The 25465-nt window shown below is 73.1% G+C and carries 19 protein-coding genes and 1 pseudogene; 15 read left to right on the top strand and 5 right to left on the bottom strand.

Features of this window, described 5'->3' with window-relative positions; translation table 11 throughout:
• The first annotated feature begins 378 nt into the window (after positions 1-378).
• The 3 genes from ACFYNX_RS02515 (at position 379) to ACFYNX_RS02505 (ending at position 2116) form a co-directional block, all read left to right on the top strand.
• The gene (locus ACFYNX_RS02515) at positions 379-891 is read left to right on the top strand and encodes a sortase (RefSeq protein ID WP_388656831.1); all 513 of its coding nucleotides are present in this window, start codon (positions 379-381) and stop codon (positions 889-891) included.
• A gap of 155 nt (positions 892-1046) precedes the next feature.
• Positions 1047-1547, top strand: coding sequence for a class F sortase (locus ACFYNX_RS02510; RefSeq protein ID WP_388656828.1), 501 nt, complete (start codon positions 1047-1049; stop codon positions 1545-1547).
• 128 nt (positions 1548-1675) lie between these two features.
• The gene (locus tag ACFYNX_RS02505) at positions 1676-2116 is read left to right on the top strand and encodes an SRPBCC family protein (RefSeq protein WP_388656825.1); all 441 of its coding nucleotides are present in this window, start codon (positions 1676-1678) and stop codon (positions 2114-2116) included.
• An 11-nt stretch (positions 2117-2127) separates the two neighbouring features.
• Here ACFYNX_RS02505 and ACFYNX_RS02500 read toward each other — a convergent pair whose 3' ends face one another.
• The 3 genes from ACFYNX_RS02500 to ACFYNX_RS02490 all read right to left on the bottom strand — a co-directional run bounded on the left by ACFYNX_RS02500 (position 2128) and on the right by ACFYNX_RS02490 (position 4413).
• On the bottom strand, positions 2128-2511 hold the full coding sequence (locus ACFYNX_RS02500; RefSeq protein WP_388656822.1) for a UBP-type zinc finger domain-containing protein: 384 nt from the start codon (positions 2509-2511) through the stop codon (positions 2128-2130).
• Positions 2508-3224, bottom strand: a complete 717-nt coding sequence (locus ACFYNX_RS02495) for an SDR family NAD(P)-dependent oxidoreductase (protein ID WP_365540476.1) — start codon at positions 3222-3224, stop codon at positions 2508-2510. The genes ACFYNX_RS02500 and ACFYNX_RS02495 overlap by 4 nt, the downstream gene beginning before the upstream one ends.
• A 118-nt stretch (positions 3225-3342) precedes the next feature.
• Positions 3343-4413: a glycoside hydrolase family 43 protein gene (locus tag ACFYNX_RS02490; protein WP_388656819.1), complete on the bottom strand. Its 1071-nt coding sequence runs from the start codon at positions 4411-4413 to the stop codon at positions 3343-3345.
• Positions 4414-4808: 395 nt separating this feature from the next.
• Between ACFYNX_RS02490 and ACFYNX_RS02485 the strand changes: the two are divergent.
• Positions 4809-7142, top strand: a pseudogene (locus ACFYNX_RS02485) (AbfB domain-containing protein); the annotation flags it as partial.
• Between the two features lie 36 nt (positions 7143-7178).
• Positions 7179-7637: an AbfB domain-containing protein gene (locus tag ACFYNX_RS02480; RefSeq protein ID WP_388657818.1), complete on the top strand. Its 459-nt coding sequence runs from the start codon at positions 7179-7181 to the stop codon at positions 7635-7637.
• An 81-nt stretch (positions 7638-7718) separates the two neighbouring features.
• Here ACFYNX_RS02480 and ACFYNX_RS02475 read toward each other — a convergent pair whose 3' ends face one another.
• On the bottom strand, positions 7719-11009 hold the full coding sequence (locus ACFYNX_RS02475; RefSeq protein WP_388656816.1) for a LamG-like jellyroll fold domain-containing protein: 3291 nt from the start codon (positions 11007-11009) through the stop codon (positions 7719-7721).
• A 575-nt stretch (positions 11010-11584) separates the two neighbouring features.
• On the opposite strand from ACFYNX_RS02475, the gene ACFYNX_RS02470 reads away from it, so the two are divergent.
• The 6 genes from ACFYNX_RS02470 (at position 11585) to ACFYNX_RS02445 (ending at position 18939) form a co-directional block, all read left to right on the top strand.
• Positions 11585-12685, top strand: coding sequence for an ABC transporter substrate-binding protein (locus ACFYNX_RS02470; RefSeq protein ID WP_388656813.1), 1101 nt, complete (start codon positions 11585-11587; stop codon positions 12683-12685).
• Between the two features lie 277 nt (positions 12686-12962).
• Positions 12963-14657, top strand: a complete 1695-nt coding sequence (locus ACFYNX_RS02465) for a sugar ABC transporter ATP-binding protein (RefSeq protein ID WP_388656810.1) — start codon at positions 12963-12965, stop codon at positions 14655-14657.
• Positions 14654-15628: an ABC transporter permease gene (locus tag ACFYNX_RS02460; RefSeq protein WP_365540482.1), complete on the top strand. Its 975-nt coding sequence runs from the start codon at positions 14654-14656 to the stop codon at positions 15626-15628. The genes ACFYNX_RS02465 and ACFYNX_RS02460 overlap by 4 nt, the downstream gene beginning before the upstream one ends.
• On the top strand, positions 15625-16671 hold the full coding sequence (locus ACFYNX_RS02455; protein WP_365540483.1) for an ABC transporter permease: 1047 nt from the start codon (positions 15625-15627) through the stop codon (positions 16669-16671). The genes ACFYNX_RS02460 and ACFYNX_RS02455 overlap by 4 nt, the downstream gene beginning before the upstream one ends.
• A gap of 72 nt (positions 16672-16743) precedes the next feature.
• Positions 16744-17793 (top strand): LacI family DNA-binding transcriptional regulator, encoded by a 1050-nt coding sequence (locus ACFYNX_RS02450; protein WP_388656806.1) that lies wholly within the window; start codon positions 16744-16746, stop codon positions 17791-17793.
• Between the two features lie 60 nt (positions 17794-17853).
• Positions 17854-18939, top strand: coding sequence for an aldose epimerase family protein (locus tag ACFYNX_RS02445; protein WP_388656803.1), 1086 nt, complete (start codon positions 17854-17856; stop codon positions 18937-18939).
• A gap of 6 nt (positions 18940-18945) precedes the next feature.
• Here ACFYNX_RS02445 and ACFYNX_RS02440 read toward each other — a convergent pair whose 3' ends face one another.
• Positions 18946-20532 carry an MFS transporter gene (locus ACFYNX_RS02440; protein ID WP_388656800.1) on the bottom strand — a complete coding sequence of 529 codons (1587 nt, stop codon included), beginning with the start codon at positions 20530-20532 and terminating at the stop codon, positions 18946-18948.
• A 309-nt stretch (positions 20533-20841) separates the two neighbouring features.
• Between ACFYNX_RS02440 and ACFYNX_RS02435 the strand changes: the two genes are divergently transcribed.
• From ACFYNX_RS02435 to ACFYNX_RS02420, 4 genes are all read left to right on the top strand, one after another.
• A complete protein-coding gene (locus ACFYNX_RS02435) occupies positions 20842-21405 on the top strand; it encodes a PadR family transcriptional regulator (protein ID WP_388656797.1) in 564 nt (187 codons plus the stop codon).
• A gap of 85 nt (positions 21406-21490) precedes the next feature.
• Positions 21491-23215: an acyl-CoA dehydrogenase family protein gene (locus ACFYNX_RS02430; RefSeq protein WP_388656794.1), complete on the top strand. Its 1725-nt coding sequence runs from the start codon at positions 21491-21493 to the stop codon at positions 23213-23215.
• A gap of 324 nt (positions 23216-23539) precedes the next feature.
• Positions 23540-24376 (top strand): SAM hydroxide adenosyltransferase, encoded by an 837-nt coding sequence (locus ACFYNX_RS02425; protein WP_365540487.1) that lies wholly within the window; start codon positions 23540-23542, stop codon positions 24374-24376.
• 211 nt (positions 24377-24587) lie between these two features.
• Complete coding sequence (locus tag ACFYNX_RS02420) at positions 24588-25463, top strand: ABC transporter substrate-binding protein (protein WP_388656791.1); 876 nt, start codon at positions 24588-24590, stop codon at positions 25461-25463.
• Positions 25464-25465 lie beyond the last annotated feature (2 nt).

Here is a 25465-nt window from a genome sequence, read left to right as displayed (position 1 = left end):
GGGCCCGGACCGGACCCCGACCGGACACGGCTCCGGGCCCCGTTCCGTACGCCGTCCCGTGCCCGGCCCGTACCCCGGCGCCGCCCCGGCCCCGTACCTCCGCCGGAGGCGGGCGCGGCGGACCGGGCGTCACCTGATCCGCCGTCAGCCCCTCACCCGTTCGCCGTCCGGGCGGAATCGTTCCCGCCGCCCCGGCCCACCGTCGTGACCTGCGGCGACGGCGTCGCGGACGGCGGCGGGGAGGGCCGACCGGGCGACGGACCCGGGCGCCGTTCGCGTTGCGGCGGTCGACGCGGGGCCGTTCCCTCGTGCTCGGAGCACAGCACAGGAGCCGCGCGGACGAGCCGGGCGGGAACCGCTCCCCGGAGGAGAAACACCATGCGTCTCGCCCGTACCGGCGCCACGGCCGCCCTGATCGCCACCGCCCTGGTCCTGTCCGCCTCCCCCGCCCCGGCCGCCGAGGACGACACCACGATCACGACGGCGGGGAACGTCCGCGTCGACCCGGGGACGGCGTCCCCCGGCAGCACCGTCACCGTCAGCACGACCGCCTGCGGCAAGGAGACCTACGGCAAGGGCGAGTCCGAGGCGGGCGGGCCGTTCCACCTCCTCCCGGGCGACCGGGAGGGCGTCCTGACGGGCGAGTTCCAACTGCCCGAGGGCGTCGGGTCCGGTACGGACACCGTGACGCTCAAGTGCCCGCCGCGGACGAAGCTGACCGCCACCTACCGGATCTCCGGCCGTCCGAACGGCGCCGTCGAGGCCGGCCTCGGCGGGACCGCGGGCAAGGAGTCCGAGTTCGGCCTCGGCTGGCTCCTCGTGGGCGCGGCCGTCGCGGGCGGGGCGCTCAGGATGCGCCGGCGCGCCGCGGGCGCGGGGACCCGGGCCTGACGCGGACCGGCGGCCCCCGGCCGCGGTACGTCCCGCCGCTCAAGCCGCTCGCCTGGGCGGCGCTCGCCGGCGCGCTGCTGCTCGCCGACTCCCTGGGCGGCCACGGGACCCCGCCGCCCGCGGCCCGGCTCCGGCCGCAGGACGCGCGGACCGCCGTGCGGGACGCCGCCGAACGCACCGGCTCCGCCGCCGCGCCGCTCCCCGCCTCGGATCCGGTACGGGTCCGGATCCCGGCCATCGGGGTCGACGCCCGTCTGATGCGCCTCGCACTGGACGGGGAGGGGAGGCTGGAGCCGCCTCCCCCGAACCTCCCGGCCTTCGCCGGCTGGTACGCCCGCGGGACCCCGCCCGGCGCGCCCGGGACGGCGGTCCTGACGGGCCATCTGGACACCCCCGCGGGCCCGGCCGTCTTCTACCGGCTCGGCGCCCTGACGCCGGGCGACGGGATCGCGGTCGAGCGCGCGGACGGCCGCACGGCCCTCTTCACGGTCGACGCGGTGGAGGAGTACCCCAAGGACCGCTTCCCCGACGACCGGGTCTACGGCGGTTCCGGCCGCCCGGAGCTGCGCCTGATCACCTGCGGCGGCGACTGGTCCGGCGACACCGGCTACCGGGCCAACACGGTCGTCTACGCCACGCTGACCGGCACGGACTGATCCCGCCCCGGCCGCGCCCGCGCGGCCGGAACCGCACGAGTGCATCCGCCGGCGCCCCGGTCCCCGAAGAGGGGTCGTCGGCGGAGGCGTTCGGAGCCCGCCGGGACGGAGGACGGGAGGACAGTGCGGTGATCGACGTGGAGCGGACCGTGGTCGTGGCCGCCCCCCTCGACGACGTGGTCGCGTACCTGGAGGACTTCGCGCACACCGTCGAGTGGGATCCGGGGACGGTCCGGTGCGTCCGGCTCGGCGACGGGCCCGTGGCAGCCGGGTCGACCTGGCGGAACACCTCCCGCTTCCGCGGCCGGGAGACCGAACTGGTCTACCGCCTCGCGACGCGCCGACGGGCCCGGCTGGTCTTCGTGGGCGAGAACGGGACCGTCACCGCCACCGACGACATGGTCTTCGACGCCCTCTCGGAGTCGGTCACCCGGCTCACCTACCGGGCCTCCCTGCGCTTCAAGGGCCTGGCGCGCCTCGCCGAGCCGTTCCTGCGGGCGGAGTTCGGCCGGCTCGCGGACGCGACCGCCGCACGCCTCCCGGCAGCCCTCGCCGCACGCCTCTCCTGAGCGGAGGGCCCTCAGGGGGAAGCGTCCCGGGGAGTCGTCACCGGCACCAGGAACAGCTCGTCCGCGAAGCACCAGGCCCAGTCCTCGTCCGGGGCGAGGGACACCGCCACCGGATGCCCGGTCGCGAGGTGGTGGGCGTGGGCGTGCGCCCCGGGGGAGCTGTCGCAGCACCCCACGTACCCGCAGGTCGCGCACCACCGCAGCCGCCGCCAGGTCCGGTGCCGCGCCGCGCACGCCGCGCACACCGCCCCGGGGACGGGGCCGGGCCCCGCCGGCGCGTCCAGGTGGGCGCAGCGGCGGGGCACCGTCCGGCCGCCGTCGGGCGCCTCCCGCCAGACCGGCGGCGGAGCGGCCGGCCCTCCGGGACCGTCCCCGGGGGCGGGATGCCCGGTCACCGCTCCGCACCTCCCGTCGCCCCGGTCCGGCCCGCGTGCGCGGCTCCGTCGCCGCCGAGGCGTTCCAGGAGCGGGGCGAGGAGGTACGACTCCACCGCGCCGGCCGGCTCCGCGCCCCGGGGCAGGGGCGGAGGGGTGCCGACCACGGCGCGGTCGGCGAAGCCGTTGTCCAGGTGGGGCATGCGCACGTCCAGGACGGCGACCCCGGCGCGCCGCGACTCGCGGGCCGCGACGCCGAGCCACGCGGCGAGCGCGGTCTTGGCCGCCGCGTAGTCGGCGGTGCCGGACGGCGGCCGGTCGACGACGACTCCGGTGACGGCGCAGACGGTGCCCCCCGGCGGCAGCACGCGCAGGGCCCCGCGGACCACTGCCATGGGGGCCAGGGCGTTCACCGCCACGAGGTGCTCGGCGGCGGACTCGGGCATGTCCCGGGCGGCTCCGAAACCCGCCACCCCCAGGGCGACCACGACGGCGTCGAGACCGCCCAGGACGTCGGCGGCCCAGGGGGCGAGCACCTCGCAGGCGCCCAGGTCGTAGGCCTCGAAGACGTGGTACGGGAGCCCGCCCAGGGCCTGCGACGCCCCGGCGAGCCGCGTCCGGTCGCGGCCGGCCAGCGCCGCCGACGCCCCCAGGCGGGTCAGCCGTTCCGCGGCGAGTCCGCCGACGGTGCCGGTGGCCCCCACCACCAGGACGCGCCTTCCGTCGATGCGCATGCCGCCTCCTCGCCCGGGACCGGTTCGCGGGCTCCGCCCGTACTTCGGCGCGGGCGGGGCCACCGGATGCGGGGGAGGGGCGAGGACCGTTCGGAGGGCCGACGGTCCCGGGGCCCGCTCACTCGAAGAACTTCAGGCTCCAGCCGGTGTCCGTGTTCGCGCCGGGGACGTTGGCGCGCCGGTAGGTGGTGCCGCCCCACCAGCAGAAGCCGCCGGTGTACCAGGAGCGGTTCTCCCAGGCGTACGGCGTCCCCTTCGGCACCGCGTGGAACATCAGCGGGAACGTCGGGCCGGCCGGCGGGCTGGTGGCGATGTCGCCGTCGAGCAGGACGAAGCTGTGGTGGCCGGGCCCGTCGACGTGCAGCGTCGGGTCCCAGCCGGACATCATGGCGTCGCGGTGGGAGCCGAAGAGGCAGCCGTTCGACTTGTACCAGTCCCACACGTACGTCGGGTCGCCGCCGGCCCGCAGCCGCAGGTCGGCCAGGCAGTACCGGTCGCTCCAACTGCCGTTGGCGGAGTACACGACGTGCAGTTGCCCGTTCGGGTCCTTGATCGCCTCGGGGGACTCGTTGATGTACGGGTCGCCGACGACCCGCTCCCAGGGCTCGCGCGGCTGCGAGATGACGTACCGCGCCCCGGTCGGGGTGGTCGGGGTGCTCATCCGGGCGATGTAGAGGTTCTGCTCCACGTCGGTGTCCCCGGCCCAGCCGGACCACACGAACCAGCGCTGCCCGCCGAAGGTGAACAGGGTGCCGTCGATGGCCCACTTGTCGTCGGGCAGGGCGAGCCGCGTCTCCGCCGTGTATCCGCTGTCCGGGCTCGCGGAGCTGATCGCGTACATCCGGTGGGCGGCGCCCCGGCCGGCCGTGAAGTAGACGTGGTAGCGGCCGCCGTCACGCACGATCTCCGGGGCCCACACCTCGCCGAGGTTCCGGCCGTCGGTCCAGATCCGGCGGGCGGGGGCGGTGGCGAGTCCGGCCGTCGAGGAGGCCTGGCGCACGTCGATGCCATTGCCGGTCGACTGCACCGCGACGTAGGTGGAGCCGACCCGCAGGACGCTCGGGTCGGCGGCCCGCAGCGGGGTCTGTCCCGCCTCGGCGGGAGCGGCCCCGGGCAGGGCCGCGACCAGGGCGAACAGCAGGGACAGGGCCAGGACGAGGACTCCGGAGGGGCGTCGCGCACGTTTCATGGGGGCTCCCGGTGGGGCGGGCCGACACGGTTTACATCGATGTAATCCTGCGCTCGCAGCATCGTGGCTGGAGGTGGGCATGTCAATATGGGAGCGCTCGCACGGTGTGCGCGGAGACGCGCGCACCGCAGGGTGGGGGCGAAGGAAATTGTTTGTTTCCTTTCGGTTGCTGGGTGATTCCGTTCGTAACTGTTTCCTGTTAGGTTCCTCCCCACCTCGTCCGCCGCCGAGGACCGGGGCGCTCCGCCCCTCGGACCCGTCCGGGTCGGCAACCCACCGGACGGGCCCTCGCCCGAGTCACCCGTCAACACCGCACGGACTCCCGCACGTCGACCGGCCGGACGGCCCCGACGCGTGCGCGGAATCCGGGCGCCGTCCTGCCCGGGAGGAACCCGATGCGACGCGTCGTCGCCTGCCTGGCGGCCCTGTTGACGATGGCCGGAGGCCTGCTCTTCGCCGGAACCACCGCAGCCTCCGCCGCCGTCGTCCCCAAGACGCCGCCCCTGACCACCCCGTGGACCGCACAGGTGTCCACCACCAATCCCCTGCCGGAGTACCCGCGTCCCCAGATGACGCGGCCCGACTGGCAGTCCCTGAACGGAGAGTGGGAGTTCCTCAACCCGCCCGCCGACGCCTCCGGCAACGTCGACCGCAACGCGGCCCCGCCGCTCGGCCAGACCCTGCCCGAGCGCATCCTCGTCCCGTACCCGGTGGAGTCCGCGCTCTCCGGGATCATGCGCAACGACAACCGCGACCTGATGTTCTACAAGCGCTCCTTCACCGTCCCCCAGAACTGGTCGGGCCGCCGCGTCCAGCTCCACTTCGGGGCCGTCGACCACGAAGCCACCGTCTGGGTCAACGGCACCCGCGTCACCAGCCACAAGGGCGGCTACGACCGCTTCGAGGTCGACATCACCCCGCAGTTGCGCGCCGGCTCCAACGAACTGGTCGTCCGCGTCTACGACCCCACCGACGGGCGCGGCGAGAAGCAGCCGGTCGGCAAGCAGACCAACAACCCCAGCGGCATCTTCTACACGCCCACCTCCGGCATCTGGCAGACCGTCTGGCTGGAGCCCACCCCCGTCTCGTCGATCCACTCGGTCGACATCAGGCCCGACCTCGCCACCAACACCGCACGGGTCAAGGTCTTCACCCGCGGCGACGTCGGCGGCCACACCGTCCTCGCCGAGGCCCTGAACGGCACCCAGGTGGTCGGCACCGCCACCGGCGGCTTCACCGAGTTCTCCGTCCCCGTCCCGAACGCCCGCCGCTGGTCGCCCGACGACCCCTTCCTGTACGACCTCAAGGTCACCCTCCTGGGCGCCTCCGGCGCCGCCGTCGACACCGTCACCAGCTACTTCGGCATGCGCGAGATCGGCAAGAAGCTCGTCAACGGCGTCATGCGCCCCACCCTGAACGGCGAGTTCGTCTTCCAGATCGGCACCCTCGACCAGGGCTTCTGGCCCGACGGCCTCTACACCGCGCCCACCGACGCCGCCCTCGCCTCCGACCTCCAGAAGCACAAGGACCTGGGCTTCAACATGGTGCGCAAGCACATCAAGGTCGAACCCGCCCGCTGGTACTACCACGCCGACCGGCTCGGACTCCTGGTGTGGCAGGACATCCCCTCCACCCAGGCCTTCGACGCCAACCGCACCCCGGCGCAGATCGCCCAGTTCGAGACCGAGGCCCGCGAGATCGTCGACGAGCACCGCTTCTCCCCGGCCGTCGTCGCCTACGTCCCCTTCAACGAGGGCTGGGGCGAATGGAACCTCGACGACACCCGCCGGGTCACCACCGACCTGGAGAACTACGACCCCGGACGCCTGATGAACGCCCACAGCGGCTACAACTGCTGCGCCTCCAAGGGCGATCCGGGCACCGGCGACATCATCGACTGGCACGTCTACACCGGGCCCGACGCGCCCCGGCCCTCGGCCACCCGGATCTCCGTCCTCGGCGAGTTCGGCGGCATCGGACTGCGCACCTCCGGCCACGAGTACAGCCCCAACGGGCAGTTCTTCGCCTACGAGCAGGTGGCGAGCGCCGCCCAGCTCAACGACCGGTACACCGGCATGGTCCGCGACGTGCAGTCGCTCATGACCACCAAGGGCGTCTCCGCCTACGTCTACACCGAGATCACCGACGTCGAGGGCGAGTACAACGGCCTGCTCACCTACGACCGGCGGATCCAGAAGGTCGACACCGCCGCCCTGCGCGCCGCCCACGGCACGCTGATCGCCGCCTCCCGCAACCTCAACGCGACACCGGGCCACACCCTCGGCCACGTGCGCTCCTTCCGGGTCACCACACCCGGCTACACCGACCGCTACCTGCGGCACGCCGACTCCCTGGCCCGCACCGACGTGCTGACCGGCGCCTCCGCCGACGGGGCCCGCCAGGACGCCTCCTTCCGCACGGTCGCCGGACTCGCCGACCCGCGCTGCTACTCCTTCGAGTCCGTGAACCTCCCCGGCCGCTACCTGCGCCACTCGGCCGGCCGTGTGCGGCTCGACGCCCCCACGGGCGGGTCGTTCGCGGCCGACGCGACCTGGTGCGCCCGCACCGGACTCGCGGCCGGCGGCACCTCGTACGAGTCGCTGAACTTCCCCGGCTCGTACCTGCGGCACTACGCCGACAACGTGTACCTCGCCCGCGGCGGCGGCTCCAACCCCTGGGACGCGGCCTCCTCCTTCGCGGCGGACGCCACCTGGAACACGGGGGAGCCGGCCCTGTGGCGCAGCTCCGTCCTGCTGCCCACGGACGTGCGGCGCTCGCTGCGCGTCACCACCTGGGGCCACACCGACCGCTACCTGCGCCACGCCGACAGCCTCGCCCGGACCGAGGTCGTCAACGGGAGCAGCGCCGCCCTGCTGAAGCAGGACGCCACGTTCACCGTGCGGCGCGGCCTCGCCGACTCGTCCTGCTACTCCTTCGAGGCGGTCAACTACCCGGGCCGCTTCCTGCGGCACGCCAACAGCCGGGTGGGCACCGCCGCCGACGACGGCACCGCGCTCTTCCGGCAGGACGCCACCTTCTGTGCCCGGCCGGGCGTCGGCGGGACCGGCGTCACCTTCGAGTCGCTGAACGTCCCCGGCGCGTACCTGCGCCACTTCGACTCCGCGGTGTCCATCGCCTCCGGCGCCGGAAGCGGCGGCTTCGACCGCCCGCAGACGCTCACGGCCGACAGCAGTTGGACGCTCGAAGCCCCCTGGGCGCCCTGACGGACCCCGACGGAAAGAGAAGCGGGTCCTTCCGGGCGCCACCGCCCGGAAGGACCCGCTCGCTCATGTGCCGATCACGGCTTACGGCCTCTCGGCCGTGTGCAGCGCGGCCACCTCCTCGGAGGAGAGCGCCCGGTCGAAGGCGCGCACCTGGTCGACCGAACCGTTCCAGAAGTCGACGTTCCCGCCGCCCCACCTGGCGCGCCCGACCGCGAGCGGGCCGGTGCTCACGTCCGCCGGACCCGGGGCGGCCGTCGCCACGAGCGCGCCGTCCACGTACAGCCGGATCTCGTTCCTCACGGCGTCCCGCACGCCCACCAGGTGGTACCAGCGGCCGAGTTCGGGTGTCGTGGCGTACCGGGCGCGGTTGCCGCCCGGGGTGCTGAAGGCGAAGGCGCCCTGCCCGTACTGGAGGTAGAAGGGGTTCTCCCGGCGCCGGCCGTCCTGGCTGACCACGGTCGCGTAGTTGCCCGGCAGGGCGTCGAGGGTGGCCCACGCGGAGACGGTGTAGCTCGTGGTGGTGTCGACGACGGGCCCGTCGGTCTGGGCGAAGCGGCCCTCGCCGTCGAACTTCAGCGCGCTGCCGCCGACGCCCGGGGCCCACGTGGTGCCCTCGTTCAGGGTGAGCGGACGCTCCTGGGGGCCGGAGTCCCGCGCGGTCGTGCCCGTGCCCTCGTCCAGGGACCAGGAGGCCCCGCCCTTCAGCGGAGCGCGCTGCCCGGCGGCCGCGCCCGCCGCGATCACCTCGCGGTTGATCGCGCGGACCCGGACCGGGTCGACCTTGATCTCCCGGCGGTCGTACGTGTAGAGGCCGTTGAGCTCGTTCTCCAGGTCGGAGATCTGGGTGTAGACGGAGCCGGACAGCTCGGCCCCCGCGGCCTCCAGGTAGAACTTCTCGGTGTTCTCGACGTACTTCCGGGTCAGCGCCTCCTTGTCGGCGACGCCGCTGTAGATCACGGTCGGGGCGCCGGGCCACATGTGGCCGGGGGTGCGCAGGGTGAAGCCGCCGTGCTCGCCGTCCATCGCGGCCCGGTGGTCCGGGTAGGGGGCGTCGGTGTTGTCGTAGTCGTGGTGGTCGAGAACGTCACCCCTGCCGGAGTCGCCCTTGGAGTTGCAGCAGTTGACCCCGCTGTGGGCGTTGACCACCCGGGACGGGTCGGCCGCCTTCACGGCCTCGGCGATCCGCCCGGTCTCCTCCCGGTCCCACTCGCCCCAGCCCTCGTTGAAGACGATCCAGCCGATGACGGACGGCGAGTCGTGGTGCTGGCGCATCATCTCGCGGCCCTGGTCGACGAAGGCCTGGCGGCCGGCCCCGTCGGTGAGGTTCCCGGAGACGAAGTCCTGCCACACCAGGAGCCCGAGCCGGTCCGCGTGGTAGAACCAGCGCGGCGACTCCACCTTGATGTGCTTGCGCACGGCGTTGAAGCCGAGCTTCTTGTGGGCCTCCAGGTCGAACGCCAGCGCCTCGTCGCTGGGCTGGGTGTAGAGGCCGTCGGGCCAGAAGCCCTGGTCGAGGGTGGCGAGGGAGAAGACCGGCTTGCCGTTGAGCACCAGCTTGGGGAAGCCGCCGACCTTCTCGACCGCGATCTTCCGCATGCCGAAGTAGCCGTCGATCCGGTCGGAGGACCTGCCGTCGGTCAGGCGCACCTCCAGGTCGTAGAGGTACGGGTCGTCCGGGCTCCACAGGTGCTGCTGCGCGACCGGCAGGCGCAGTTCCTCGCCCGCCGGGCCGGTGGTCCGGCCGACGACCCGGCCGCGGGCGTCGCGGGCCACGGCCTCCACGCGCGCCCCGGCCGAGGCGCGGGCCGACTCGACCCTCACGGCCAGGGTGCCGGTGTCGATGTCCGGGGTGGTGACGACGTCGTCGATGGAGACGGGGGCGACGGGCTCCATCCACACCGTCTGCCAGATGCCCGAGGACTGGGTGTAGAAGATGCCGCCCGGGGCGGTGGACTGCTTGCCGGTCGGCTGGTTCGGGCCGCCGGTGTCGGTGACCGCGACGACGATCTCCTGCGGGCCCTTCGCCTCGAGGGCGTCGGTGACGTCGGCGCTGAAGGCGTTGTAGCCGCCGGTGTGCTCGGCGACCCGCTTGCCGTTGACCCAGACGCGGGCCTCGTAGTCGACGGCGCCGAAGTGGAGCATCAGCCGGTCGCCCCCGCCCCGCTTGCCCGCCCTGCCGATCCTCCAGTCCTTCGGCACGTCCACGAGGCGCCGGTAGACCATGTGGTCCTCGTGCCGCTCGATCCCGGAGAGCTGCGACTCGACCGGGAACGGGACGGTGATCCGCTCGTCCAGGTCCTTGCCGAAGACCGGCGTCTCCCCGGCCTCCGCGCCGGCGAACTGCCAGGGGCCGTTGAGGTTCTTCCACCTGCTCCGCACCTGCTGCGGGCGCGGGTACTCCGGCAGCGGGTGCTTCTCGTCCAGTTCGTCGCCCCACGCGGTGGTGAGCCGGTGGGTGGAGGCGTTGGACGCCGAGCGCAGGATCCGGGGCACGGTCTCGTCCCCGTTCCTCAGCCCGCCGAGGCCGTCGTAGTCGACGCGTACCCGCTGGCCCTTCTGGACCGGTTCCGCGAGGTCGACGAGGACGCTGTTCCGGTCGCCCGGGGCGACGCGGACCTTCCTGACCGGCATCGGGGTGGTGTCGGCCTCGACGGTGAGGTGCTCGGCCACCTTCTCCAGGCCGCCCACCCGGTGGTCGAACCGCAGCCGCAGTTGGCGTCCGTTCGCCGGAACGGTCGGCTCCACCGGGTAGACCTCGAAGTCGGCGGGCGGGGTGAACGCGGACTCCGGCACGAGCTGCTTGGGCAGCGCCGGCGTCGACCAGCGCAGGAACATGTTCGCGCCGCCGACGTCCTGGAACATCTCCAGGCGGAAGTCGTGCTTCTCGCCGGCCTTCAGGTGGAGGGGCGCGCCGGTCTGCTCCCGGTCCCAGTCGGGCACCCAGTGGTCGATGACCGGCCGGCCGTCGACGAAGAGCCGGAAGCCGTTGTCCCCGATGCCGTGGAAGGTGTAGTCGCCGGTGACCGGGGCCTCGATCCGGCCGGTCCAGCGGGCGGTGGTGTGCTCGGACCGGCCGGTGAGCGACTGGAAGGTGCCGGTCAGGCCGGAGAAGTCGATCTGCGGGTCGAGGGAGACGCCGCCGAGCTCGGCGAAGTCCCGCGCGCCGGGCGCCGACATGCTGAAGTACTCGCCCTTCAGGCCGTGCACCTCGACGGCGGCGTCCCGGGCGGACGGGGAGACGGCCGTGGGGGAGGAGGCGGGCGCGGCCGAGGCGATGGCGGCCGGGGCGCCGAGGGGCAGCACCAGGGCCGCCGCGGCGAGCAGCGCCCACGTTCCGGTGCGGGATCGGGATCGGGTTGTTCGTCGTGTCATCGAATCTTTCCTCGGGGAGAGGGGAATCGGAGCCGGACCCGGGTCGGGACGTGACGGTGGAGCGCCCGGCGAGGAAGCGCGTTCGCCTCGGGGGCGCGGGGCCCGGCGGTCGCCGCGGGGCGGCGCACGGCCCGCCCGTACGTCGGCACGGGGGTGTCGGCGGGGGGCGTACGGCCGTCATTCCAACGTTGGAAATCGCGTGCAGCCGAAATGACAACACGCGGTGCGGAGGCTGTCCAGACCCCGGACGGGGCGGTGCCGACGACCCGTCACCCGGCGTGCCGTTACGGCCGCTTCGTCTCCGGGACTCATTCCGGAAACGTTGCCCCCGGCCTCTTGCAGCGCTCGCCGAAGCGCGGTTATAACGTTGTAAAGCCAGAGCGGCCGCCCCCTCGGACGGTCGCTCCGGGCCGTGATGTTCCCAGGTCGGGGCCTTGATCCAGAGCGATCGAGGCCGTCGCCGGCCGTGCACCGAAGGTCCGCCGGCCCATCGCGGCGGACCGGCTCCTCTTCCCGCCCCGCGCGACCGCACGCCACTCGGCGGTGCTGTCCCCCCGCCAAGGAGTGTCCTTCCGATGAACCCTCTGTCGACCCTTCCGCGCAGATCCCGCACGCTCTCCGTCGCCTGCGCCGTCGCGGCCTCCGCCGCGCTCGCCCTCTCCGGCTGCGCCAAGTCGGAGACCGCGGACAACGCGGGCGGCGACAACGGCCAGGGCGCCCAGACGGTTCAGACGCCGACCGCGTCCGCCGCCGGACCGGGCTGCACCCTCACCGCCTACGGCGCCCCGAAGCTCGACCTGAAGAACGCGATCGTCGGCTTCTCCCAGTCGGAGAAGGAGGCCAACCCCTTCCGCATCGCCGAGACGCGGTCCATCAAGGACGAGGCCGCCAAGGTCGGCGTCAAGAAGCTCCTCACCACCAACGCGCAGTCCCAGTTGTCCAAGCAGATCAGCGACATCCAGGACATGCTCGCCCAGGGCGCCCAGTTCCTCATCGTGGCCCCGCTCAACTCCGACGGCCTGGAGCCCGCCTTCCAGGCCGCCGCCGCCAAGAAGGTCCCCGTCCTCACCATCGACCGCAAGGTCAACGCCACCGCCTGCGAGGACTACCTGGCCTTCCTCGGCTCGGACTTCGTCGAGCAGGGCAAGCGGGCCGCCGACGCGATGGTCGAGGCGACCGGAGGCAAGGGCAAGGTCGCGATCCTGCTCGGCTCCTCCGGCAACAGCGTCACCACCGACCGCACCAAGGGCTTCGTCGACCAGGTGAAGGCCACGGCCCCCGGCCTGGAGATCGTCGCCCAGCAGACCGGCGAGTTCGCCCGCGACAAGGGCCAGCAGGTCATGGAGCAGCTCATCCAGTCGAAGCCCGACATCACGGCGGTCTACGCCGAGAACGACGAGATGGCCCTCGGCGCCGTCACCGCCCTGAAGGCCGCGGGCAAGGCCCCGGGCAAGGACGTCAAGGTCGTGTCCATCGACGGCACCCGCAATGCCGTCCAGGCCCTGGCCAACGGCGAGTTGAACGCCGTGATCGAGTCCAACCCCCGCTTCGGCCCGCTGGCCTTCGCCACCGCGCAGAAGTTCTACGCCGGCGAGGGCATCCCCGAGGACGTCATCATCTCGGACCGCTCCTACGACCCGGCCAACGCCAAGGCGTCCCTCGGCGGGGCGTACTGACGTGAGGCCGGCGGGAACGGCACGACCGGTACGGGCGCGAAGCCGGTACCGGCGTACGACCGGTACGGCACGTCCTGCGCACCGCCCCCCGATCCGTACGGGCCGGTGCCGTGGTTCCGGCGGGAACCGCGGCCCGGTCCGTACGCCCACCGGCCCGGGCCTCCGCCCGGCCGCGGGGCCGCCCCGCCTCCCCGCCCGCAGCGGTCTCGCTCACCGCCGCGCGGCGACGGGGGCGGCCCCACCCCTCCTCACCACACCTCTCCGGAAGGCCACGTTCATGGCACCCCCCGAAACGGCGGCGTCCGCGGCGAGCGGCACCGCGCCCCCGGCCGCCCCGACGGTGCTGGAGGCCCGCGGCGTCGGGAAGCGCTTCCCCGGCGTGGTCGCCCTCGACGACGTCTCGTTCACCCTCCGCGCCGGCGAGACCCACGCCCTCGTCGGAGAGAACGGCGCCGGCAAGTCCACCCTCATCAAGGTGCTGACCGGCGCGCACCGCCCGGACGGCGGCGAACTGCTCCTGTCTGGACGGCCGGTCCGGTTCGCCCGCCCCTCCGAGGCGCAGGAAGCGGGCATCTCCACGATCTACCAGGAGGTGAACCTGGTCCCGCTGATGAGCGTGGCCCGGAACATCTTCCTCGGCCGGGAGCCCAAGAACCGCCTCGGCCTCATCGACTTCGCCCGGATGCACGCCGAGGCCGCGGAACTCCTCGGCGGCTTCGGCGTCACCGTCGCCCCCCGCCGGGCACTGAACACCCTGGGCATCGGCACCCAGCAGATGGTCGCCCTCGCCCGCGCGGTCTCCGTCGAGGCCCACGTCGTCGTCATGGACGAGCCCACCTCCTCCCTGGAGCCGCGCGAGGTCGAGACCCTCTTCCGCGTCATCGACGACCTGCGCCGGCGCGACATCGCCGTGGTGTACGTCAGCCACCGCATGGACGAGCTGTACCGGATCTGCGACCGGGTCACCGTCCTGCGCGACGGCCGGCACGTCCACACCGGCCCGCTCGCCGAACTCGACCGCGTCCGGCTCGTGTCCATGATGCTGGGCCGCGAGATCTCCGAGGTGCGCCGGCACGGCGTGACGGGCTTCGGCGCCGAGGACCACGACATCGCCCGCGAACCGGTCCTGACCGCCACCGGCCTGACCCGCCGCCACCAACTGGACGACGTCTCCCTCGCGCTCCGCCCCGGCGAGGTCCTCGGCCTCGGCGGCCTGCTCGGCTCCGGCCGCAGCGAGACCGCCAAGGCCCTGGCCGGCGCCCTGCCCCTGGACGCGGGCGAGGTCCGCGTCGGCGGCACCCCGCTCGGCCGCCTCTCCTCCGCGCGCGCGATCCGCGCCGGGATCAGCCTGCTCCCCGAGGACCGCAAGGCCGAGGGCATCGTCCCCGGACTCTCCGTCCGCGAGAACATCGTGCTCGCCGCCCTGCCCCGGCTCTCCCGCGCCGGCGTCGTCTCGCGCGAGCGGCAGGACCGGGTGGTCGACGTCTTCATGAAGCGGCTGCGGATCAAGGCGTCCAGCCCCGAGCAGAAGGTCGGCGAACTCTCCGGCGGCAACCAGCAGAAGGTCCTCCTGGCCCGCTGGCTCTGCCTCGAACCGAAGGTCCTGCTGCTCGACGAACCCACCCGGGGCATCGACGTCGGGGCCAAGGCCGAGGTCCAGGCCCTCGTCGACGAACTCGCCCGGGAGGGCCTCGCCGTCCTCCTGATCTCCTCCGACATCGAGGAGCTCGTCGAGGGCGCCGACCGGATCGTCGTCCTCAGGAACGGCGCCGCCGCCGGCGAACTCGTCGGCGAGAACGTGTCGGAGGAGGCCCTGCTCGCGGCCCTCGCCGACCACGCGCCGCCCGCCGGAGGCGACCCGGGCCCCGTACCCCTCGCGAAGACCACCGAGACCACCGAGAGCCCCGAGAACACCGACAAGACCGTCAAGACCGACCCGGGCGCCCCGGCCGCCGAGGAGGACCCCCGATGACCACCCAGGCCCCCGCGGCACCGGCCCCCGCCGCCGGGACCCGGCCGAACGCCGCCGCGTGGTTCCAGGAGTACGGCGTGTACGCCGCCGTGGCCGCGCTCCTGCTGTTCAACGCCCTGTTCACCGACCACTTCCTCACCGCCGACAACCTCCGCACCCAGCTCGTCCAGGTCGCCCCGATCGTCATCGTGGCCCTCGGCATGGCCCTGGTGATCGGCACCGAGGGCGTCGACCTGTCCGTCGGCTCCACCATGGCCCTGGCCACGGCGCTGCTGCCGCTCTACCTCGGCTACGGACTCGTCCCCGCCCTCCTCGTCGCCCTCCTCGCGGGCGCCGTCGTCGGCGCGATCAACGGCACCCTGGTCTCCGTGGTGGGGCTGCAACCCATCGTCGCGACCCTCGCCCTGTTCGTCGGCGGCCGCGGCCTCGCGCTCGTGACGGCCGACGGACAGCTCAAGCAGATCGTCAACCCCGACCTGCTCGCCCTCGGCACCGGCAGCCTCCTCGGCGTCCCCCTGGTCGTGCTCGTCGCCGGGGCCCTGGCACTCGCCGTCGCCCTCCTCGTCCACCGCACCACCTTCGGCCGCCAGGTCGTCGCCATCGGCGGCAACCGCGCCGCCGCCACCCTGGCCGGCCTGCCCGTGAAGCGCGTCCTGACCGGGGTCTACGTCCTGTGCGGCGTCCTCGCCGCCCTCGCCGGGGTCCTCGCCACCGCCCGCCTCACCGCCAGCGACCCCTCCTCGCTCGGCACCCTGATGGAACTCTCCGCCATCACCGCCGTCGTGGTCGGCGGGACCCCGCTCAGCGGCGGCTCCGTCCGCGTCCTCGGCACCGTCGCGGGCGCCCTGCTCATGCAGTTGCTGCGCGCCACCCTCGTCAAGCACGACCTGCCCGACTCCACCGCCCAGATCGCCCAGGCGGCCATCATCGTCGCCGCCGTCTACGTCGCACGGGAGCGCCGATCCCGATGAACCCCACCTCCTCCCTCACCGCGCCGGGGACGGGCGCCCCCACGCCCGCCGACGCGGCGAAGACCGGCTCCGCGGCCACCGGCACCTCCGCCCCCGAGCGCCTCCTCTCCCTGGTCCAGCGCCAGGGCGTGCTCGCCGTGCTCCTCCTCGTTGTGCTGATCGCCTCCTTCGCGTATCCCACCTTCCCCACCCTCGACAACGCCCGCGGCGTCCTCGTCCAGGCCTCGTTCCTCGCGGTCGTGGCCCTCGGCATGACCCTGGTGATCATCACCGGCGGCATCGACCTGTCCGTCGGCTCCGTCTTCGCCCTCGGCGGCGTCCTCGCCGCCTGGGCCTCGCAGTGGGGCCTGCTGCCGGCGCTCCTCGTCCCGCTCGTGGTGTGCGGCGCGATCGGTCTGCTCAACGGCCTGCTCATCGCCCGCGCCGGCATGGCGCCCTTCATCGTCACCCTCGCCTCGCTCCTGGGCGCGCGCGGCCTGCTGCTCGCCCTCACCCACGAGGGCGCCACCACCTACCTGGTGCCCAAGGGCTCGGCGTTCGCCGCGCTCGGCCAGGGCGACGTCCTCGGCTTCGGGTACCCGATCCTCGTCGCGCTCGCCCTCTTCGGCGCCGGCGGCGTCGTCCTCCAGCGCACCTCCTTCGGCCAGACCCTGTTCGCCGTCGGCGGCAGCGGCGACGCGGCCACCCTCATGGGACTGCCCGTCGCCCGCGCCAAGGTGACGGTGTACGTGCTCAGCGGCCTGCTCGCGGGCTTCGCCGGGGCCCTCAACGCGGCCCGCCTCTCCTCCGGCGTGACCATCATCGGCACCGGCATGGAGCTCGACGCCATCGCCGCCGTCGTCATCGGCGGCACGCTCCTGGTCGGCGGCGCCGGCTCGGTGAGCGGCACCCTGTGGGGCGTCCTGCTGCTCGCCGTCATCCAGAACCTCATCAACCAGATCGGCTCGCTGAACTCCTCGTACCAGTCGGTGGTCAGCGGAGGCTTCCTGATCCTCGTCGTCGTGGCGCAGCGGTACGTTTCACGGAGCAGAAGAACGCTCTGACGCCGGAGCCAACCCCACCCGGACCATCCGGACCACCGGTCCGCCCGGTCAGAGCCGAACCAGAGGAGTTCCGTGGGCGTCAGCCTCAAGGACGTCGCGCAGCGGGCCGGCGTGTCGATCAAGACCGTGTCCAACGTGGTGAACAACTATCCCCACGTCACCCCCCAGATGCGCGCCAAGGTGCAGCGGGCCATCGACGAGCTCGGCTACCGTCCGAACCTCACCGCCCGGCACCTGCGCAAGGGCCGCACCGGCATCATCGCCTTCGCCGTGCCCGAGCTCGGCAACCCGTACTTCGCCGAGCTGGCGGGCGCCGTCATCGACGCCGCCGCCCAGCACGACTACACCGTGCTCGTCGACCACACCGCCGGACTGCGCGAGCGGGAGCTCCTCGTCTGCCAGGAGTTCCGCTCCCACGTCATCGACGGCCTCATCCTCAGCCCCATCCACCTGGAGAACGACGACCTGCTCGCCCGGCAGGAGACCTCGCCGCTCGTGCTGCTCGGCGAGCGCGAGTACGAGGCGCCGTACGACCAGATCGCCATCGACAACGTGGCCGCCGCCCGCAGCGCGGTCCGGCACCTCCTCGACCTCGGCCGGCGCCGGATCGCCTTCCTCGGCTCCCGCACCGGCCGCGAACGCCAGCCCGCCCACCTGCGCCTGCGTGGCTGGCGCGAGGAACTCACCGCCGCGGGCGTCGAGCCCGACGAGGACCTGGTCGTTGCCACCGACGGCTACGGCCGCGGCGACGGGGCCGCCGCCATGGCGGAGCTCCTCGGACGGGGCGCGCGGCCCGACGCCGTCTTCGCCTACAACGACCTGATCGCCCTCGGCGCGATGCGCACCCTCGCCGAACGCGGCCTGCGCGTCCCCGAGGACATCGCCGTGGTCGGCTTCGACGACATCGAGGAGAGCCGCTACGGGGCCATCGGCCTCACCACCGTCCGCCCGGACAAGCAGGCCATCGCCCGGCACGCCGTCGACCGGCTCGTCGCACGCCTCGCGGGCGGCACCGTCACCGAGCCCCGCCGCATCAGACCCGGCTACCGGCTCGCGGTCCGCGAGTCCACCGGCGGCGCCCACACGGTCGCCCCGGCCCCCGGGGGAGGGGACGCGGACTGACCGCCGCCCGCCCCGCCCCCGCGCCACACTTCCCCCACCCACCCGTCCCGAGGACTCCCCATGCCCCGACCCACCGTCCGTCACCGGCCGTTCGGCACCACCCCGGAAGGGGAGGACGTCACGCTCTGGCGCCTCGCGTCCTCCTCCGGCGTGTACGCGGAGATCCTCACCTACGGGGGCGTCCTGCACGCCCTCGGCGTCCCCGACGCCGCCGGCCGCACCGGGAACGTCGTCCTGTCGCTGCCCACGCTCGACCGGTACGCCGAGAAGAGCCCGTACCTCGGGGCGCTGATCGGCCGCTACGCCAACCGCATCGCCCACGGCCGCTTCCCCCTCGGCGGGACGGTCCACGAGATCCCCGTCAACGACCGGGGCCACGCCCTGCACGGCGGCCCCCGGGGCTTCGACGGCAGGGTGTGGGAGGCGGAGCCCTTCACCGACGGCGACACGGCCGGACTGCGGCTGCGCCTGCACAGCCCCGACGGCGACATGGGCTTCCCCGGCGCGCTCGACGTCACCGCCACGTACGCGCTCGACGCCGCCGGCACCCTCGCCCTGGACTGCGCGGCCACCACGGACCGCACGACCGTCGTCAACCTCAGCCACCACGCCTACTTCAACCTGGCGGCGGACGGCGGGGACGTCCTGGACCACACCCTCGGGGTGGACGGCGCCGGATACCTGCCCGTCGACCCCGACGGCATCCCCCTCGGCCCGGTCGCGGACGTCACGGGGACCCCCTTCGACCTGACCTCCCCGCGCCGCCTCGGCGACGGCGTCCTGGCCGGCGGCGACGAGCAGGTCCGCCGCGCCGGCGGCTACGACCACTGCTGGGCGCTCTCCGGCGGGGAGGCGGGGGAGACCGCCGTGCCGCGCCGGGCCGCGCGGCTCGCCGCCCCGGGCGGGACGCGCGCGATGGAGGTGTGGACGACCGCCCCCGGGCTCCAGGTCTACACGGCCAACCAGCTCGACGGCACCCTCACCGACCCCGAGGACCGCCCGCTGCCCCGCCACGGGGCGGTGTGCCTGGAACCCCAGCACTTCCCCGACGCCCCCAACCGCCCCGCGTACCCCAGCGCGGTGCTGGAGCCGGGGACCACCGGCCGGCGCCGCACCGAGTTCCGCTTCCCCGGCCTGCCGGGGTGAGGCTCCTCAGACCTCGGGGGACTTCTCGGTGACCCGCGTCCCCGGGTGCGCCAGGGCGAACAGGAAGGCCACGGCCAGCGCGATCGCCATGCCGTAGAAGACCCACTGGTTCGCCTCGGCGAAGTCCATGCGGATCGCGTCGCCCGCGCCCTGGAGCGCCTTGGCGACGGGCCCGTCCCCGGTGGGCGCCCGGCCGTCCGGATGGCCGGTGACCGCCTCCGCGACCCTCCCGGCCGTCGCCTCCGCCTCGGCCGGCGGCAGACCGCGCCCGGTGAGCGTGTCGGTGATCCGGTGCGCGGAGACGTGCGCGAGGACGGTGCTGAAGACGGCCATGCCGATGGCCGCCGCGTAGTTGCGGACGGTCTGGGTGATGCCGGTGACCTCGCCGTACGAGGCGCCGATGGAGCGGTTGACGGCGTCCGTGGAGGCGGGGGCGAGCAGGAAACCGATGCCGGCGCCCGCCATGGCCGCGTACGGCCACTGGTCGTGCATCGACAGGTCGGTCAGCTTCTGGGCCCACAGGTAGAAGCCGACCGCGCCGAGCGCGCAGCCGATCTTCATGGCCGGGCGGGCGCCGCGCTTGTCGAGGATCTTGCCGCCCCACTGGGAGGCGATGCCGAAGCCGATGAAGAAGTACAGCAGGAACAGCGCGGCCTGGTTCGGCGAGGCGCTCAGCGACACCTGGGCGTACACCGACGCGAAGAAGAAGACCGGCACGAAGGCGAGCATCGCGAAGAACAGCACGAGGCTGTCGATCGTGAACGCCCGGTCCCGGAAGACGTCGAAGTTGATCAGCGGCTGCGCGGTGCGCCGCTCGTAGGCGTGGAACAGCACCAGGACGACCGCGCCGCCGACGACGCAGGCCCAGGTCGCGACGCTGCCCCAGCCCCAGGACGACGCCTGCTGGAAGCCGAGCACGCCCAGGCCCATGCCGACGGCGACCAGGACGGCGCCGACGACGTCGAGGCGTTCGCGGCGACGGCTCTCGGGGACCCGGGCGAGCACGGTGAGCACGATCGCGACGACGGCGACCGGCACGTTCACCCAGAAGATCGCCCGCCAGGTCCAGGCGGTCAGCCAGCCGCCGAGCAGCGGCCCGATGGCCGTCAGGGCGCCGGAGAGCCCGAAGAACAGGGCCAGCGCCCGGCCGCGCCGCTCCACCGGGAAGACCGCGATGACCACGGCGAGCGCCGCCGGGAACATCAGCGCGGCCCCCAGGCCCTGCGTGGCACGGAAGATGATCAGCCAGGTCAGCGCGAAGTCCCCGGAGGGCACGCAGCCGCACAGCGCCGACGAGATCACGAAGAGCAGCGTCCCGGTCAGCATGACCCTGCGGTGTCCGAGGATGTCGGAGAGCCGCCCGCCGAGCGCGAAGAACGCGGCGAGGGAGAGCAGATAGGCGTTGACGACCCACTGCATCCCGGAGGCGGAGAGGCCCAGCTCGGCCGTGATGTTCGGGGCGGCGATCGAGACGATCGTCTGGTCGATGAACGTCATCGACACCGCGAAGAGCATGGCCGCGAGCGCCAGCTTCTGGCGGGGAGCACGCGAGACGGCAGCGCCGTCCCGCGTGGCCGTGGAGTTACCAGCCATGCTTCGATGGTCTCCCCGGACCTCCGGGCGTGCATGCCGAGCCGTCGCTCCGGCGGCCCGCGAGGCGTCGGACGCGGAAGACCGAGCCGACGAACTCCGCGAGGAGCCGTTCCTCGAGCGGCCGCGGCATCGCGTCGAGCAGGACGAGCACCGGCGCCGTCCGCATGGCCGGGCCCCCGTCGCCGTCGAGCCCCGCGAACGCCGGGACGGCGGCGATCCCGTCCGGGCCGAGCCGGCCCGGGGTGAGCCGCGTCTCACCCGCCCCGCACGGCCTTGCTATGCAACTCGTTGCATAGCAAGATCGGGCGCATGGCGCTCGACCACGCGATCCTCGTGTCCCTGCTCGAGAAGCCCGGATCCGGCTACGAGCTGGCCCGGCGCTTCGAGCGGTCCATCGGATACTTCTGGACCGCCACCCACCAGCAGATCTACCGCGTGCTCAAGCGCATGGAGGGCGACGGCTGGATCGACGTCCGGGACGTGCCCCAGCAGGGGCGCCCGGACAAGAAGGAGTACTCCGTCGCCGGACCGGGGCGGGACGCGCTCTCCGCGTGGCTGCACGAACCGATCGAGCCCGAGAGCGTGCGGCACGACCTCGCGGTAAAGATCCGGGGCGCCGCCTTCGACGACCCGGGCGTGCTGATCGGCGAGGTCGAGCGGCACCGGAAGGCGCACACGGACCGCCTCGCCCACTACCTCGCGGGCGAGACCCGCGACTTCGGGGAGCCGGGGCGGACGGCCGGCGGTCTCCTCGACGCGGAACGCGAACTCCAGCACGTCGTGCTGCGGGGCGGCATCGCGTACGAACGCATGATGATCGCCTGGCTCGACGACGTCCTCGCCACGCTCGCCCGCTTCGGGACCGGGCGCTGAACCCGGGACCCTCCCGTCCCTCCTCGCACCCTTCACCACCACCCCTCACCACCACCCCCCATCACGAGCCGGAAAGGCGGACGTCATGGCCGACCCGCTGCTGTTCAACCCGCACACCTACGACCCGGCGCACTTCGACCCGGAGACCCGCCGGCTCCTGCGCGCCACCGTCGACTGGTTCGAGGCGCGCGGCAAGCGCCGGCTCATCGAGGACTACCGGACCCGCGCCTGGCTCGGCGACTTCCTCGCCTTCGCCGCCGAGGAGGGCCTCTTCGCCACCTTCCTCACCCCGTCCTCCGCCGCCGGCGAGGACGAGGGCGACAAGCGCTGGGACACCGCCCGCATCGCGGCCCTCAACGAGATCCTCGGCTTCTACGGCCTCGACTACTGGTACGCCTGGCAGGTCACCGTCCTCGGCCTGGGTCCGGTCTGGCAGAGCGGCAACGCCGCCGCCCGCGACCGCGCCGCCGCCCTCCTCTCCCAGGGCGAGGTGTTCGCCTTCGGCCTCTCGGAGAAGACGCACGGCGCCGACATCTACTCCACGGACATGCTGCTCACGCCCGACGGCGAGGGCGGCTTCCGCGCCACCGGCTCCAAGTACTACATCGGCAACGGCAACGCCGCCGGACTCGTCTCCGTCTTCGGCCGCCGCACCGACGTCGAGGGCCCCGACGGCTACGTCTTCTTCGCCGCCGACAGCCGCCACCCGGCGTACCACCTGGTCAAGAACGTCGTCGACTCCTCGAAGTACGTCAGCGAGTTCCGCCTGGAGGACTACCCGGTCGCCGCCGAGGACGTCCTGCACGCCGGCCGCGCCGCCTTCGACGCCGCCCTCAACACGGTCAACGTCGGCAAGTTCAACCTATGCACCGCCTCCATCGGCATCTGCGAGCACGCGATGTACGAGGCCGTCACCCACACGCACAACCGCGTCCTGTACGGCCGCCCCGTCACGGCCTTCCCGCACGTGCGGCGCGAGCTGACCGACGCCTACGTCCGGCTCGTCGGCATGAAGCTCTTCAGCGACCGGGCCGTCGACTACTTCCGCACCGCCGGCCCCGACGACCGCCGCTACCTCCTCTTCAACCCCATGACGAAGATGAAGGTGACCACGGAGGGCGAGAAGGTCATCGACCTGATGTGGGACGTCATCGCCGCCAAGGGCTTCGAGAAGGACAACTACTTCGCCGAGGCGGCCGTGGAGATCCGGGGCCTGCCGAAGCTGGAGGGCACCGTCCACGTCAACCTGGCGCTCATCCTCAAGTTCATGGGCAACCACCTGCTCGACCCGGTCGCGTACGAGCCCGTCCCGACCCGACTGGACGCGGCCGACGACGCGTTCCTCTTCCGCCAGGGCCCGGCCCGCGGCCTCGGCTCGGTCCGCTTCCACGACTGGCGCGCCGCCTACGACGCGTACGCCCACGTCCCCAACGTCGCCCGCTTCCGCGAACAGGCCGACGCGCTCTGCGCGTTCGTCCTCAAGGCCGCCCCGGACGAGGAGCAGAGCCGCGACCTCGACCTGCTGCTCGCCGTCGGCCAGCTCTTCGCGCTCGTCGTCCACGGCCAGCTCGTCCTGGAGCAGGCCGCCCTCACCGGCCTCGACGAGGACGTGCTCGACGAGCTGTTCGCCGTCCTGGTCCGCGACTTCTCCGCGCACGCCGTCGAGCTGCACGGCAAGGACTCCGCGACCGAGCAGCAGCAGCTCTGGGCGCTCGACGCCGTCCGGCGCCCCGTCGTCGACGAGGCGCGCTCGGGCCGCGTCTGGCAGCGCGTCGAGGCCCTCTCGGGCGCGTACGAGATGACGCCCTGAGCCCTCCCGGCTCGTCCACCATGTGGAAGGGCGACTGAGACGGTCGGGGCCTCTGCTATCGTCCGGCCCATGCAGCACACCGCCACCCTCGCCATGATGCGAATGATGCCCCCGCCCCCGGAGGCGCTTCGCTAGCGAAGCCGTGTGCGCGCAGGACGCGACGGACCCTCCGGAAACGGAGGGTCCGTTTTTTGTTGCCCGGAACCGGAACCGGAACCGGAACCGGAACCGGAACCGGACCCGGCCACCGGGTCCGCGAGCCGGACCCAGACCCCGCCCCCCACTCCCACCGCACGTCTCCCGACAGAAGGGCGAAGTACCGCCATGACCCTTCCCCCGGTCGTCTCCCTCACCGACTGCTCCGACCCCAATGCCCTCGCCCGCCAGTCCACCCGGATCGCCGCCCTCTTCGGCTCCACGCCGACCGTCCTGCCGCTCGGCGGACCGGACCCGGAGGGTGCCGCCGCCCTCACCCTGCTCGACCTGCTCCGCTCCACGGACCTCATCGGCGGCCCCAGCCGCCCGGTCGTGGTGCTCGTCAACATCGCGCCGAGGGACGGGCACTGGCCCAACGGCGTGCCCTTCTGCTCCTTCCGCCACGGCGACCACCTGGTCGTCAGCACCCTGAACCAGCGGGTCCTCGCCCCGCTGGCGGCCTACCTGGACCTGACGGAGGTGCGGGTCACCGACGTCCGCGAGGTGCTGGAGGCCGCCGCCGGCGACTGGGCCGAGCTGACGCCGGCCGAGATCGAGGAGATGGTACGGACCCAGTTCCGCAGCCTGTGGTACGCGCCCCTGCTGGCCCGCTGGCTGGTGGACGGCCACCCCGTCCCCGCCCGGACGACGGCGGTGCGTCCGCCCGTCGACGACGACGTACGGATCGCCGTCGTCGACAACTTCGGCAACTGCAAGCTGGACCGCCCGGCCGCCGACCTGCCCGGCTACGCCACCGCCGAAAGCCTGCTCGTGCGCAACCGGCTCGACGGCCGCGACGTCCCGGTGCGCTGTTACGACCGTCTCCCCGACGTCCCGCTCGGCGAACCCGGAATCACCGTCGGGAGTTCCGGTGTCGGATTCGCCGAACTGGTGGTCCGCGGCGGTTCCGCGGCAGATGTCTTCGGCCTGCGCCAAGGCGATCGAGTCATTCATCTCACTGGCTGACATGTTATCAACGCGTTACTCCGGAAGCGGTCTTCGAGATTGACGCCGCTCTCCGTCGAACGGAATGCTGAAAAGCATGTCCGGAACTCTCCTGCTGGTACGCCGCCGCCACGTGGACCACGTGCGCTGCGCGGCCGATCTGTGTCGCTGAGCACACAGCACCGGCCCTCCTTTCCCGTACTTCTCCCGGACTTCCCCCGAAGGACCTCTGATGTCCCGCACCCGCATGTCTCTCGCGGCTTCCGCCGCCATCGTCGTCGCGCTGACGGCGGTCGGCTGCGCTCCCCAGCCGCAGAGCACCCCCGGACCGGCCGGCGCCGAGAAGGCCGCCCCGTGCACGACCGACAATCCGAGCCTCCACGAGCGCGGCCGGCTCACCGTCGCGACGGATTCCCCGGCCTACGAGCCGTGGTTCGACAGCAACACCCCGTCCAACGGAAAGGGCTTCGAAAGCGCCGTGGCCTACGCGGTGGCCGAGAAGCTGGGGTTCGCACGCGACCAGGTGAAGTGGGTCGTCGAGCCCTTCGCCCATTCCTACGCCCCCGGGAAGAAGGCTTTCGACTTCGACATCAACCAGATCTCCATCACGCCGCAGCGTGCGAAAGCCGTCGATTTCTCCACCAGTTACTACACGGCCAATCAGGCCGTCCTGACGCTCGACGGATCCCGGTTCGCGAAGGCCACGTCCCTGAGCGCCTTCAAGGACGCCGAGATCGGCGTGCAGGTCGCGACGACCAGCTACCAGGCCGTGCTCGACCAGATCAAGCCCTCGAAGCGGCCGAGCGTCTTCAGCACCACCAAGGACGAGGTCACCGCGCTGCGGAACGGCCAGATCGACGCGATCGTCACCGACCTGCCCACGGTCTTCTACCTGGCCGGGGCGGAGCTGGAGAACGGCGAGATCGTCGGCCAGTTCGGCTACGCGGGCGGCACCCCCGAGAAGTTCGGCCTGCTCCTGCCGAAGAACAGCGGGTACACCTCCTGCGTCAACCGGGCCCTCGACGCGCTCAGGGCGGACGGAACGCTCGCGAGGCTCACCACGCAGTGGCTCTCCGCCTCGGCGAACGTCCCCGAGCTGAAGCACTGACG

This window comes from Streptomyces sp. NPDC007872, assembly GCF_042868165.1.
Lineage (GTDB): Bacteria > Actinomycetota > Actinomycetes > Streptomycetales > Streptomycetaceae > Streptomyces.
Note: the sequence above shows the minus strand (reverse complement) of the source record. Positions and strands in the feature narration are given on the sequence as shown.

Coding starts and splice junctions, on each gene's coding strand:
- ACFYNX_RS02515 (WP_388656831.1), top strand. CDS start 379: ATGCGTCTCGCCCGTACCGGCGCCACGGCCGCCCTGATCGCCACCGCC.
- ACFYNX_RS02495 (WP_365540476.1), bottom strand. CDS start 3,224: ATGCGCATCGACGGAAGGCGCGTCCTGGTGGTGGGGGCCACCGGCACC.
- ACFYNX_RS02490 (WP_388656819.1), bottom strand. CDS start 4,413: ATGAAACGTGCGCGACGCCCCTCCGGAGTCCTCGTCCTGGCCCTGTCC.
- ACFYNX_RS02475 (WP_388656816.1), bottom strand. CDS start 11,009: ATGACACGACGAACAACCCGATCCCGATCCCGCACCGGAACGTGGGCG.
- ACFYNX_RS02470 (WP_388656813.1), top strand. CDS start 11,585: ATGAACCCTCTGTCGACCCTTCCGCGCAGATCCCGCACGCTCTCCGTC.
- ACFYNX_RS02465 (WP_388656810.1), top strand. CDS start 12,963: ATGGCACCCCCCGAAACGGCGGCGTCCGCGGCGAGCGGCACCGCGCCC.
- ACFYNX_RS02460 (WP_365540482.1), top strand. CDS start 14,654: ATGACCACCCAGGCCCCCGCGGCACCGGCCCCCGCCGCCGGGACCCGG.
- ACFYNX_RS02455 (WP_365540483.1), top strand. CDS start 15,625: ATGAACCCCACCTCCTCCCTCACCGCGCCGGGGACGGGCGCCCCCACG.
- ACFYNX_RS02445 (WP_388656803.1), top strand. CDS start 17,854: ATGCCCCGACCCACCGTCCGTCACCGGCCGTTCGGCACCACCCCGGAA.
- ACFYNX_RS02440 (WP_388656800.1), bottom strand. CDS start 20,532: ATGGCTGGTAACTCCACGGCCACGCGGGACGGCGCTGCCGTCTCGCGT.
- ACFYNX_RS02435 (WP_388656797.1), top strand. CDS start 20,842: ATGGCGCTCGACCACGCGATCCTCGTGTCCCTGCTCGAGAAGCCCGGA.
- ACFYNX_RS02430 (WP_388656794.1), top strand. CDS start 21,491: ATGGCCGACCCGCTGCTGTTCAACCCGCACACCTACGACCCGGCGCAC.
- ACFYNX_RS02425 (WP_365540487.1), top strand. CDS start 23,540: ATGACCCTTCCCCCGGTCGTCTCCCTCACCGACTGCTCCGACCCCAAT.
- ACFYNX_RS02420 (WP_388656791.1), top strand. CDS start 24,588: ATGTCCCGCACCCGCATGTCTCTCGCGGCTTCCGCCGCCATCGTCGTC.